Origin of the sequence: Pseudomonas sp. SCPG-7 (assembly GCF_002156405.1) — a bacterium.
In the GTDB taxonomy this organism is placed as follows: Bacteria; Pseudomonadota; Gammaproteobacteria; order Pseudomonadales; family Pseudomonadaceae; genus Aquipseudomonas; species Aquipseudomonas parakoreensis.
This window is the reverse complement of record NZ_MVOO01000019.1, coordinates 1-12077: the sequence shown is the minus strand read 5'-3', so window position 1 is coordinate 12077 and position 12077 is coordinate 1. Positions and strand designations below refer to the sequence as shown.

The 12077-nt window shown below is 60.9% G+C and carries 9 protein-coding genes; 4 read left to right on the top strand and 5 right to left on the bottom strand.

Going from position 1 to position 12077, the window contains the following annotated elements; all coding sequences use genetic code 11:
- Positions 1-268 precede the first annotated feature (268 nt).
- Complete coding sequence (locus B1722_RS24895; protein WP_086794720.1) at positions 269-5587, bottom strand: autotransporter domain-containing protein; 5319 nt, start codon at positions 5585-5587, stop codon at positions 269-271.
- A 283-nt stretch (positions 5588-5870) separates the two neighbouring features.
- Between B1722_RS24895 and B1722_RS24890 the strand changes: the two genes are divergently transcribed.
- Complete coding sequence (locus B1722_RS24890) at positions 5871-6830, top strand: nucleoside-specific channel-forming protein Tsx (protein ID WP_041074183.1); 960 nt, start codon at positions 5871-5873, stop codon at positions 6828-6830.
- Between the two features lie 14 nt (positions 6831-6844).
- The gene (locus B1722_RS24885) at positions 6845-7867 is read left to right on the top strand and encodes a purine nucleoside permease (protein ID WP_041074181.1); all 1023 of its coding nucleotides are present in this window, start codon (positions 6845-6847) and stop codon (positions 7865-7867) included.
- Positions 7868-7932: 65 nt separating this feature from the next.
- On the opposite strand, the gene B1722_RS24880 is transcribed toward B1722_RS24885, so the two are convergent.
- The 3 genes from B1722_RS24880 to B1722_RS24870 form a co-directional block, all read right to left on the bottom strand.
- Positions 7933-8889 carry a zinc-binding alcohol dehydrogenase family protein gene (locus tag B1722_RS24880; protein ID WP_086794719.1) on the bottom strand — a complete coding sequence of 319 codons (957 nt, stop codon included), beginning with the start codon at positions 8887-8889 and terminating at the stop codon, positions 7933-7935.
- Between the two features lie 30 nt (positions 8890-8919).
- Positions 8920-9093, bottom strand: a complete 174-nt coding sequence (locus tag B1722_RS24875) for a DUF1427 family protein (protein WP_073471384.1) — start codon at positions 9091-9093, stop codon at positions 8920-8922.
- 210 nt (positions 9094-9303) lie between these two features.
- Positions 9304-10071: a helix-turn-helix domain-containing protein gene (locus B1722_RS24870; RefSeq protein WP_174377324.1), complete on the bottom strand. Its 768-nt coding sequence runs from the start codon at positions 10069-10071 to the stop codon at positions 9304-9306.
- Positions 10072-10216: 145 nt separating this feature from the next.
- On the opposite strand from B1722_RS24870, the gene B1722_RS24865 reads away from it, so the two are divergent.
- On the top strand, positions 10217-10444 hold the full coding sequence (locus B1722_RS24865; protein ID WP_003223528.1) for a DUF6555 family protein: 228 nt from the start codon (positions 10217-10219) through the stop codon (positions 10442-10444).
- A 40-nt stretch (positions 10445-10484) separates the two neighbouring features.
- Positions 10485-10757 carry a hypothetical protein gene (locus B1722_RS24860; RefSeq protein ID WP_041074175.1) on the top strand — a complete coding sequence of 91 codons (273 nt, stop codon included), beginning with the start codon at positions 10485-10487 and terminating at the stop codon, positions 10755-10757.
- Positions 10758-10780: 23 nt separating this feature from the next.
- Here B1722_RS24860 and B1722_RS24855 read toward each other — a convergent pair whose 3' ends face one another.
- On the bottom strand, positions 10781-10948 hold the full coding sequence (locus B1722_RS24855) for a metallothionein (RefSeq protein ID WP_080963240.1): 168 nt from the start codon (positions 10946-10948) through the stop codon (positions 10781-10783).
- Between the last annotated feature and the right edge of the window lie 1129 nt (positions 10949-12077).

The window sequence follows — 12077 nt, the reverse complement described above, 5'->3', positions numbered from 1 at the left end:
AGATACCGCACACGTATCAAGCGTATGACGGTCATCAGATGAACCGTCTATTCCAGACACACGCTAGTTGATGCCCTGCGATGGGGCACCGGTTAAATAGTGTTAATACTTTTGTGGGATAAGGCCCTGCGTGGATACTTCCAGCCGTTCTGAACAAGGGGTTGGGGGCTTTTTCAGGCGCCAGACAGAGGGATTTTCAACGCTTTCGCGTTCTGACCCCGGAAACAAAAAACCGCCCTGGCGGGCGGTCTGAGTGCTTCGGCAACGATCAGAAGCTTTGGCTGAAGCTGATGCTCATCGCGCTGTCGTGGCTGTCGCTGGACACCTGGCCCGAGTAGCCGATGCCGAGTTTGCCGGTCGGGGTGATCTGGAAGTCCACACCGGCCTCGAGCAGCGCGCTGTCTCTGGCAATCGGCGCGCCCTGGGTGCTGAACGAAGCGCCGCCGTCGATGAAGGTCAGGTCGGCATCAGGCTGGGTATCGCCATAGGCATGCCGCCAGCCGATGGCCGCTCGCGGGGTCAGTTGACTGCCGTTGGCCAGTGTCACCAACTTGCCGATACGCACACCGAGGGTCGAATAGGTGATGTCCTGATCGGCATCGCCCTTCAGCCGCCCCATTCCACCTTTTTCCCTGGCGGTGTCGCTGTCGTAGTTGACGTAAGCCAGACCGGCGAACGGTTCGATGGCCACACCTGCCGCATTGATGGCGTAACCCACTTCACCGAACACCTGGGCACTGCGGGCATCGTAGCGAGCCTTCAATCGGTCGTTGTAACTGCCGACGTTGACTTCACGTTTGGTGTCGAGACGGTGCCAGCTGTAGGCGGCGCCAAGTCGCACTGCCAGGGCATCGAACTGCGAATTCAGGTAAGTCGCCAGGTGGTAGCTGTCGACCTTGGCATCGGAGTTTCGATCATGGGCATTGAGATTGCTGCGGGTGTAGCCGGCCGCCATACCGGCGCGCCATTGCTCGTCCAGTTGCTTGTCGGTGCCGAGCATGAAACCGCTGAGGCTACGATCGACACTGGCCGTGTTGCTGTCGCCGCCCATATCGCCCCATGCGCCAATGGCACGGGCCCAGCCGACCATTTCACCGTGACAGCCGTTGCTGCTCAATTGGGTATCGCTCGGGGCCAGCGTGCGGCGTGGATCATCCGCAGCGCTGCAGGTTGGCTGGCGCATACGGTCATTGACCGCTTCACGCAGGAAGCGCGAATCCTCGAGAACCGCACTGGCGGTGCTCGCATGGATCTCCCCGGACAGATTGTCGAAGGCCTGCCGAGCACCTGCCACGTTGAGGTTGGCGATTTCGTTCTGCAACGCCGCGCCCGCCGGGCCATTGCGCGTCAACGCCGAGGCCGTGTTGCGCTGGTTCCCGGTAGTCGCAGCGTCAGCGAACGAGGTGTCGTTACGGCTGACCACCAGATTCACTGCGTTGGCGTCATACACCAGCGCTGTATTGAGGAACGTGTACTGCGGCAGATCGGCCGCGCTAAAGGTGCCAGTCACTCCACCGCCGGCAGTGATCAGCGAATACACCGTGTTGCCGGTAAACGGCGTCAGGCTGTTCACTTGCAGGCTTCCACCCAGCGCCGCTGTACCACCAACGGCCAGAGGTGTAGCGGTCGGAGAACTGACGGTCAGGGCCAACACGCCGTCGGCGGCGTTGGTCAGGTTGCCGGCCACGCTCAGGGTGCCGGCCTCGGCACCCGAAACCAGCACACCGTGGTTGACCACCGAACCGACACTGCCGTTACCGCTCAAGATTGCGCCATTGGCCACGCTCACCTGCCCGCCCAGGGAGCCCCGCGCCGCGCGGCTGCCGACCTGCAGCATGCCTTGATCCACCGAGACCGCGCCGTTGAACGACTGATCGCCGGTCAACAGGAAGGTCCCGGTACCGCGTTTGGCCAGCGCACCGGCTCCGCCGAGTCGACCGTTGAAGGCGCTGCTGGCGTCGTTGCTGCCGATGCTCAAGGTGTGGCCAGCGCCGATCAATGCAGTGCCGGAGCCGGTCAATCTGGCCAGATTCGCCGAGCCACCCAGATTGAGCGTCGCAGGCGCTTCAAGGTTGAGACTGGCGCCGTTGCCCAGTGCCGAGTCGCCGACGGTTGTCAGGCTGCCGGCCCGGAAATCCAGGAGACCACTGAACGTGTTGGCGCCCGTCAGTTTCAGATCAACTTTGCTCAGATGGGTCAACGTGCCGGTGCCGGCAATCACTCCGTTGAAGACCATACCGTAGGTCAGAGATTGACTGCGAGTCACCGTCAGGTTGGCGTTGAGGTCGATGTCGTTGTCAAAAGTCGTCGGATTACCCGATTCAAGACTCGAATCACCGCCTACGATCAGCTTGCCAGTGCCCAAAGCACCGGAAAATGCGCTCAGCGAGCCGCCATTCAACGTGAGGCCACCGGTCCAGTTTCTGGCCTCAACGATGTGCAGGCTGGACGAACCGTTTTTGATCAGCCGACCGCTGCCGCTGACGTCGCGCAGGGATGTCGGTACGTCGCCGGGGAGCGTCAGGTCAGCGTTGAGCACCAGGCGGTTGGTAAGCTCGACCCGATCAATAGCGGTGAGAACCGATGCGCCGTTGACAACGATAGGCCCTGGGCCCGTAGAGCGATAGTCTTGCAGAGTCAGTGTCCCGCCATTCAACACCGTTCCACGGAAGGAGCTGTTACTTCCGATCAACGTCAGGTTGCCTGTACCGTCCTTGATCAGGCCACCCTCGCCAAGGATCATACCGCTCAACGTCAGATCGTTATTGCCAAGCAGGTGCAGGTCGCCTGTGAGGTACATCGTATTGCCGATATTCAAGCCACCCGTCGTTTCCAGCGTGGCGTCATTCGCCACTTTCAGGGCGCCGGAACCCAGCGCCGTGTTCGAGGCCAGAAGCAGGCCACCGGCATTCAACGTCACCGGCCCAAGGAAGTTGTTATTGCCGGCGAGCGTCAGGACGGAGGCGCCATTCTTGGTCAGCCCGCCTGTGCCACTGATAACGCCGTTGAGCGCAAGGTCGTGATTGCCGCCCACTGTGAGGTTGCTGTTGAGAGTGATCGCGTTGTCCAGCGCGACGGCCTTGTTGCTCTCCAGTTGCGTGTCCGCATTGGCGACCAGTGCGCCGCTGCCCAGCGCCGTGTTGCTGCCGACCACCAGCGTGCCGCCATCCAGTCGGGTTCCACCGGAATAACTGTTGTCGCCGTTGAGTACCAGCGTACCGCTGTCGACTTTATTGAGAATGCCACTGCCGTTGATGTTCACACCAATCGTTGCGGTCACCCCCGGATCGACCCGCATCACCGTAGTGCCACTGAAGCCGTTGACAGCGGTCAGTTGCCCCGCTGTGCCGTTCACCAGGTTGTAGCCATCGGTGAGAAATTGCAGACCGGCGAACCGTTGAGTGCCATTGACGGACACCGTGCCGGCCGCGCCCTGAAAGATGCCGAAGTCGTCACCCCAGGACTGATTCAGCGCGCCGTTGGAACGGGTCCAGTTCGTGCCGCCGGCGCTCCACGTGCCACTGCCACCGTCCACCGTTCCATTGGCGATGGTCTGGCTGCCGTCCCAGAAGCGCAGGTTGCTGTTCGGTGCCGCGACCACCAGATTGATCTGGTTACTCAGCGCCTGCACCACCATGTCGCCGAGACGGTAACCCAAGGGTACGTCGGTCACGGTCAGGCCATCGTCGGTCAGAGTGCCGGTGTAGTTGAACAAGCGATAGACACCGACGCCGAAACCACCGGCGTCTCTGACATTGAGGTTGCCGTCGAGGGTCAGGTTGCCGCCGATGTTCAACACCGGCGTGCTCGATGGAGTTGCAAGGCGCACATCGACATTACTGTCGGAATCGAGGATCAGTCGGCCTACGGACATCGTGGTGCCTGAGGACAATGCCAGGTGTCCGCCGTCGTCGATGTGCACCTGTTGCTGAATCGAACCACTGCCGGTCAGGGTGGCGCCGCTTTTGACGTCAACCGAGCTGTTCAGCAATCCGCCGACGTTCAAGGTACCGCCATCGACAATGCTTGAGCCATTATGAAAGTCGTTGTTACCGGTGAGCGTCAGGGTACCGGTGCCATCTTTGATCAAGCGAGACGTATGGATCTCGCCGTCGAAGGTATTGCTGACGTCATTGCCCACGTAAAGGCCTTGGCCCGACACGTACACGTTACCGGCGCCATTCAGCCCGCCGAGAGAGAGATTGCGTTCAACGTAGAGATTGGTGCCGGCACTGAGGTTGACGATGGGATAGCGGCCGACCGCGCCGCCGTCATGCGCGTAGACGTTGCCGGAAACGATATTCAAAGGACCTTTGAAGATGTTGTACAGAGCCCCGAGCGTCAGATTGCCAGAGCCGGTCTTGGTCAGACCGCCGCTGCCGGATATCATCCCGCTCAAGGTTATGTCGTTGCTGCCCTGCACGGTCAGGCCGTCGGCCCCGAGGCTGATCTCGTTGGTCAGTGTCAACCCGGCATTGCCGGCCTCGATAGTTCCGCCGTTGGAAGTCAGGACACCGTTACCGAACGTGGCGTTGTCATTGAACCGGGCAATACCGCCATTGAGGGTGGTGCTGCCGCTGACCAATGCCCCCTCCAAGGTCCAGTTGCCGCTGTTGACGGTCAGGTTGTCGAAGTTGACGTAGGTGGCGCTCGATGCCGTGCCGACACCGCTGGTGCCGCCGCCGACACCGGCCGTGTTCTGCAGAATCAGGTTGTTGGTGCCACCTGCGCCGCCGTCGATCTGCCCGGTGGGGGCAAAGGTCAGATCGACGCCTGCCATGCCGCCGAGCCCGGCACCACTCTGCACGCCATCACCGATTCCAACGCTGGAGCCGGTCACCGCAGTGAAGGTGTTGTGACTGTTCGCACCCAGCGAAACACTGCCATTGATGCTGCCGGCGTTGGTGAATGCGTTGCCACCCGCCGACGATTCGAACGCCACCCGCCCGGTAATCTGGCCTGTGGCGCCGTTGACCATGTTCACCTGGGAACCACCACCGTGTACCGCGACCACGGGAGTATCGGCCAGAGGAATGCCGGGCTGGACTCCGGTTGAGGTAATGGTGCCGTTATTGATAATTCGGGTGACGCCGCCCGCCGGGTTGACGACATTGATCGCCAGGCCACCGAGATCAGTCAGGTTCGGCCCCTGCACCATGCCGGTGCCACGGAGGATACCGCCGGCATTGTTGAGCACGTTGATCACGCCTGGCGCGCCACTCGCCCCCAGCAACAGAGCACCGCTCAATTGCGACATGGGGCCGGTGTACGCCGGGTCGATGGTGCCGGAGTTGTTCAGCGTGACGTTGCTTCCCGTCAGGGCTATCGCGGAGCCTCCCGGAACGGCATTCATCGCTGCGCCAGCATCGACATTTACCGTCAGACCGTTGGCAGCACTGGCGTAGGTGTTGAGGAGCAGCGGCAAGGTCGGCACACCGGTGCACGTCACGGACGAGCCGACGGTTGCGCAACTGGCGAACGCCGGTGCGCTGAAACCGCCGAACAGGAGTCCGACGACGCTCAGGTGAACAGCAAGAGAAAGGGGGGAAATACGTGATCCGAGGCCAACACCAAACCTTGCTTCCACAAACAACTCCTTATGTGGTCAATTTCGTCCTTCGAGGCGTGCGAAAGTAAGCAGATTCGACAGACTAATCAAGCAGATCTCTAACATTCAGCAACAGTTTCCCATCCGAATCCAAGCGATACCCCACTTTCAAAAATCAAAGCCATTGCGACCTTTTTCAGTTTTCAACTTTGATAATTGGTACGGCTTGTGCAAACGTTTGCGAAGCGTCAATGCCGCCACTTTCGTAACACACCCGTACAGGCCCGCCGCTCCGGGCCTTGATCCGCAAAAAGGACTTTGAATGCACGTTTCTTCCTGCCACCGCCGTCGCGGTGTGCGCACCTTTGCTGTTTCCCTGCTACTGACCGGCGTTACCGGAGTTCTCAGTCAGACCGCGCTGGCGCAGCCTGCCCTGCCTGAGGAATCCGCCCAGGGCGAAGCCCTCAGCCCCGAAGCCAGTCCGCCGAAAAAAGGCGCGTACCTGTCGGACTGGTACAACCAGGACCTGATGCTGATCGGCAGCAAGGACATCAGCTTCGGCCCGCAGCCGGCCGATGATATTTACCTGGAATACGAGTACTTCGGGCGCAAGGGTCCGTTCGAGCTGTACGGCTACATCGACATTCCGAAGATCTTCAACATCGGCAACAGCCACGACAAAGGCGTGTGGGATCACGGCTCGCCGGTGTTCATGGAGCACGAACCGCGCATCTCCATCGACTACCTCGCCGGCCGTAGCCTGGCCATCGGGCCGTTCAAGGAATGGTACGTGGCGTTCGACTGGATCTACGACCACGGCAGCCGCAAGGAAAACCGCGCCAACACGCTGTACAGCGGTTTGGGTACCGACATCGACACCCACTCGCGGGTCAACCTGTCGGCCAACCTGTACGGGCGCTACCAGTGGGAAAACTACGGCGCCAGCAACGAATATTCGTGGGACGGCTACCGCGCGCAGCTGAAGTACATCGTGCCGATCGACAAATTCAGCAACGGCGCCTCGCTGACCTACATCGGCTTCACCAACTTCGATTTCGGTTCGGACCTGCACAAGGACAACCCGGCGCGCACCGCCAATGCCACGGTGGCGACCAATGTGTTGCTGTACTCGTTCACCCACCTGCGTTTCACCCTGGTTGGCCGCTACTTCCACAACGGCGGCAACTGGGAGGACGGCAGCGAGCTGAATTTTGGCGACGGCAATTTCCGCGCACGTTCCAATGGCTGGGGTTACTACGCCGGCATCGGTTATCAGTTCTGAATCCAGGAGCCATCATGAAAGCAATGACGCGTGTATCACTGGCCGCTGCGGCCCTGCTCTCTTCCAACGCTTGGTCGGGCGAGGCGCCGATTCAACCGAAAGTGGTGCTGATCACCATGTTCGCCCCGGAGGCGCAGCACTGGATCGATCGCCTCGAGCTCAAGCAGGAAATCCGCGTGCCGGGCCTGTCGGCCGAATACCCGACTATTCGCTGCAACACGCAGCAGGTGTGCCTGATGACCACCGGCATGGGCCAGACCAACGCCGCCGCCTCGACCCTGGTACTGGCGCTGTCGCCGAAATTCGACCTGCGCAAAAGCTACTTCCTGATTGCCGGGATTGCCGGCATCAGCCCCAAACACGGAACCATCGGCACCGCCGCGTGGGCGCATTACCTGGTGGAGTTCGGCACCCAGTGGGAGCTGGATTCGCGCGATGCGCCATCGAACTGGCCGACCGGTTACCTCGGCATCAACACGAAAGGCCCGAACGAAAAACCGCCGCTGGACTACAAGACCGAAGTCTTCGAACTCAACCCGAAACTGCAGGCCAAGGCCTTCGCCCTGAGCCACAAGGTCGAACTGAGCGAGAGCAAGGAATCGGCCGCGTGGCGCCAGAAATACCCGGCAGCACCGGCCAATCAGCCCCCCGTGGTCACCCGTTGCGACACGCTGGCGGGCAACACCTGGTTCTCCGGCACGCGTCTGAGCGAACGCGCCGAGGTCTGGACCAAACTGCTGACCGATAACAAGGGCGAATACTGCACCACCCAACAGGAAGACAACTCCACCTACGAAGCGCTGCTGCGTGCCAGTCGCGAAGGTCTGGTGGATGTGCAGCGTCTGGCCGTGGTGCGTGCAGGCTCTGACTTCGACCGTCCTGCTCCGGGCGGCAGTGAGGTGGACAATCTGTTGAAGTACGCCGATCAGGGCGGGTTCGTGCCGGCGCTGGAAAACCTCTATCGCGCGGGTAATCCGCTGGTGCAGGACATTCTGAAAAACTGGTCGGCATGGGAGAACGGCGTCCCACAATCCTGAGCCCGACAACGATTCCTGTGGGAGCTGGCAAGCCAGCTCCCACAGGTTATGCGGTGTCTGGAAGATCAGGGAATCAGGATGATCTTGTCACCACTGCCCTGATTCACCTTCGCGTAGCTGTCCAACCCCTCCGCCAGAGGCACTTCCACCCACTCCTGCGGCAACGGCAACAGCCCCTCATCGAAGAACCGCCCGAACTGCTCGAGCATCGCCGCACAGGCTTGCACGCCGTACAGCAGCGAGTTGATCCCGATCACCGAACCGCCCTTGCGGTACAACGCCAGCGCTGGCAATTGCACGTGGCCGTCGACCGGCGCGGCGATGATCGCGATGCGGCCGAACGCTGCCAGTGCCGCCACCGAGGCGGGCAGCCAGAAACCGGTGGTATCGAAGACCACGTCAGCGCCGCCGCCGTACACCGCGTTGACCTGCGCGCCGAGGTCTTCGGGCTTATCCAGCTGAATCGTCGCATAGCCCTGTGCCTGCAACGCCTTGACCTGCTCCAGCCGCCGCGCAGCCGCGAGGATCTGCGCGCCGCGCACCTTGGCCAATGCCAACGCCGCTGTCGCCACCGCACCACCGCCGATCACCAGCAAACGGGTTTCAGCGCTCACCAGGCTGCGCTCCAACGCATCCCAAGCGGTGGTGTAAGGCACGCCGAGGCTGGCCGCCTGAGCGAAGCTCAAGTGCGACGGTTTATGCGCCACGCCATTGGTCGGCAATTTGACGAATTGCGCGTGCGAACCATCGGCAAAAAAGCCCAGTTCGCGCCCGGTGCCCCAGACTTCCTGACCGAGCAACGCCTGCGGGCCTTCGACCACGACACCGGCAAAATCGCGCCCGGGAATCCGTGGCAATGTGGTGTAGGGAAACCGCCCGAGTACGTTCTTCACATCGCTGGGGTTCAGACCGGCGGCCTTGATTTCGACCAGCACGTCATCAGCGCCGGGCACCGGGGTCGGTACGTCGACGAAACGCAGGGAGGACAGGTCGCCGGTTTTATCGAATTGCAGTGCTTTCATGAGGACATCCACCAAAGGAAAAAAGGACATTCAGGACAACCAACCGGCGACCAGTTGCCGGCCCAGCGGCCACAGCTGCTCACCCGCGAGCATGCCCAGCAGCCCCACCAGCGCGATGGCCGGTGGCGCCGGGGAGCGAAAATCCAGCGCGCCATAGAGCAGGCCGACGCCCAGACCGATGGCCAGCGAAATCAGGTAGTTCATGGAAAACTCCGCCGCGTGAAAGGAATGGGCAAAGTCTAGGGAAGGATGGGCAGAGGTGTCGGCCAAGGACTTCTGAATTTCGGCCAAATCCTGGAAAGTCACCACAAAACCCTGTGGGAGCTGGCTTGCCAGCGATAGCGATTTGTCTGCCATGAAGATGTTGAATGTGCCGACGCCATCGCTGGCAAGCCAGCTCCCACAGGATTGTGTTCAATCAGTGGAGAATTGCGAAGGCGCCACCCCCAACTCACGCCGGAACATGTCACTGAAACTGCTCGGCGAATACCCCAGCTCCCGAGCGATCGCATTCACCGGCACGCCCTGAATCAACTCGGCCACCGCCGTCGCCAGTTGCACCTGCCGCCGCCATTCAGCGAAGCCCATGCCGAGGCTGTCCTTGAACAGCCGCGCCAGCGTGCGCACACTGGCTCCGGCGTTTTCCGCGTGCTGCTCGAACGGAATGTCCAGCGACGGCGCCGCCATCACCGCCTGACACAGGTTCATCAAACGCCGGTCGGAATCGTCGGGCAGCGGGATCTTCAATGGCGAGCGCCGGGCACGCTTGAGTTCCAGCAACGCCAGCCCGACCAAGGCGTCGTAATAAGCCGGCTCGCCGTTGTGACCCTGCTCCACCAAACCGACGATCAACTCACGCAGCAGCCCACCGACCTCAATCACCTGTACCGTCGCATCCAGCGTTGCCGCCAGCACCGGGCGCAGGTAGATATTTCGCATCTGCAAGTCCGACACCACGCGAATCCCGTGGGGCACTCCAGGCGGCAACCACACCGCCCGCTGCGGCGGCACCACCAGCGCCTCATGCGGGGTCTCGACCCACATCACCCCGCTCATCGCATACAGCAACTGCCCCCAGACATGCTCGTGCGGCTCGATGAACAATCCACGCGGATAGGTACGCGCCAGCGGTTGCACCGGCACATCGGTATCCGTCAGATCGGGGGGTGCGGCGAGGGCCATGGCGAGTATTCATTGGGGTTGGCGGAAGGCGCATGGTAACCAGTCGGTCACAGCGCCGCCAACGATAGATACCGTCGGACAATCCGAATGAATTTTCGCGACGCGCCGCGATCCTTCTAATACCACAGGGAGGAATACGGGCTTTATGAACAACGCAAAACTGTTTGTCATCGATTACACCCTTCACGGCACGCCCAAGTCGTTCATTATCCGCTCGGACAAAATGGACAACGCCGAGGCGTGGCACTGGGCAAGCTGTGATGCCGGCGTGGGTCGCATCCCGCGTTTCGGCCGGGAAAAAGTGCAAAAGACCAGCAAACCGATGGCGGAGAAATTCGGCGTGGAAAACGTCACATGGCGACCGGCGAGCTAGACTCTCGCCAGGCAGTGGGGACTCTTTGGGGGCGTACACAATGACCAGCATCTTCAGCCCGGCGCATCTGGATTATGGCCTGGACACCTTTTTCGGACGTATCACCAGAAGCGTGGACTGTCAGGTGGGTCTTGAAGCTGTCGAAGACGACCCCTATCGCTTCGCCTTGCGCGTGCCGGCGCCGTTACCGGAGGACCTCGACCAGGCGAAAACCGTGGTGGTCAGGGTCGAAGGCCGGCGTCTGCAAGGCACGGTTCGCCATACCGAACGGCTGGATGATGAAAGCCTGAAACTGCAAGTGGAGCCTGATTAGGCTCCACTTTTTTTTGCGCGCGGTTATTTGGGGTGGGCGCAATGGCAGCCTTTGCTTGAGCACTCTTCACCGCCCTTGTGGTGATGCGCGCAAGCCTCGCAGCAATAGTGTTTGCCGTGCACGGCGTAGGCGTGTTCGCCTTCCTTGATGGTGCATTTGCAGTTTGGGCAGTCACATTTTCTATCGGGCATGGGGGCAGACTCCTTTTTGGGTGGTTGTCTGGGCTTGTGGGATAAGCCGTAAATAGCAGTGTAGGAGCTGCCGAAGGCTGCGATCTTTTGATCTGGTGTTTTTTGCGGGATTGGGTGTATATCCGTTCGTGCTGGCGATATTGGGTGAATATCCATTTGTGCTGGCGATATTGGGTGAATATCCGTTTCTTCGGGTGCTGCCGCTGGCGGTTTCGCTCTTACAGCGAGTCACCTTTTCCAAACGCCGAAAAGGTAACCCAAAAGGCTTTGCCCCGGCGTACGGCACTTCGCTTAGGCTCAGTGTTCCCTCGCTACGGTGCCCATCCGGGGGCATCGCCTACGGTTTGCTTCGCTGCACCTCCTCTCGATGTATGCGGCTTCGCCGCATGGCGCTGCGCGCCTCCCCCCGGATGAACACCTCCGCTCGGCCTGCCGAAGGGGCTGAAGATCAAAAGCCACATCAAGAGCCAGAGCCAGAGCCAGAGCCAGAGCCAGATCAAAAGATCACAGCCTTCGGCAGTTCCTACATGGGATTGAGTGTTTTCAGTTAGAAATTGGTCGGCTATCAGGCCGCCTTCGCTGGCAAGCCAGCTCCCACAGTGGGATCGGGTGTTTTCAGTTAGAAATTTGGTTGGCTATCAGGCCGCCATCGCTGGCAAGCCAGCTCCCACAGTGAGATCGAGTGTCATCGTTAGAGATTGGTCGGCTGTCAGGCCGCCATCGCTGGCAAGCCAGCTCCCACAGTGGGATCGGGTGTCATCGTTAGAGATTGGTCGGCTGTCAGGCCGCCATCGCGAGCAAGCTGGCTCCCACAATTTTATTCGCGCACACCCCATGCGGCGAAGCCGCCCCACTCAACACGATGAGCGTTAGCTCGAGTAAAGCTTTTGACCTCAAGGCCCGTCGGCAGGCTGAGTGGAGGTGTTCATCCGGGGGGAGGCGCGCAGCGCCGTGCGGCGAAGCCGCATGCATCGAGAGGAGGTGCAGCGAAGCAAACCGTAGGCGATGCCCCCGGATGGGCACCGTAGCGAGGGAACACTGAGCCTCAGCGAAGTGCCGTACGCTGGGGGATGAAGGGATCAACCACATAGGTAACACCCGATCACTTATTTTTGATTGTCTTGAGCGT

What these genes read in the sequence shown, in the direction of transcription:
- B1722_RS24890 (WP_041074183.1), top strand. Translation starts at nt 5,871, where the DNA reads ATGCACGTTTCTTCCTGCCACCGCCGTCGCGGTGTGCGCACCTTTGCT.
- B1722_RS24885 (WP_041074181.1), top strand. Translation starts at nt 6,845, where the DNA reads ATGAAAGCAATGACGCGTGTATCACTGGCCGCTGCGGCCCTGCTCTCT.
- B1722_RS24880 (WP_086794719.1), bottom strand. Translation starts at nt 8,889, where the DNA reads ATGAAAGCACTGCAATTCGATAAAACCGGCGACCTGTCCTCCCTGCGT.
- B1722_RS24875 (WP_073471384.1), bottom strand. Translation starts at nt 9,093, where the DNA reads ATGAACTACCTGATTTCGCTGGCCATCGGTCTGGGCGTCGGCCTGCTC.
- B1722_RS24870 (WP_174377324.1), bottom strand. Translation starts at nt 10,071, where the DNA reads ATGGCCCTCGCCGCACCCCCCGATCTGACGGATACCGATGTGCCGGTG.
- B1722_RS24865 (WP_003223528.1), top strand. Translation starts at nt 10,217, where the DNA reads ATGAACAACGCAAAACTGTTTGTCATCGATTACACCCTTCACGGCACG.
- B1722_RS24860 (WP_041074175.1), top strand. Translation starts at nt 10,485, where the DNA reads ATGACCAGCATCTTCAGCCCGGCGCATCTGGATTATGGCCTGGACACC.
- B1722_RS24855 (WP_080963240.1), bottom strand. Translation starts at nt 10,948, where the DNA reads ATGCCCGATAGAAAATGTGACTGCCCAAACTGCAAATGCACCATCAAG.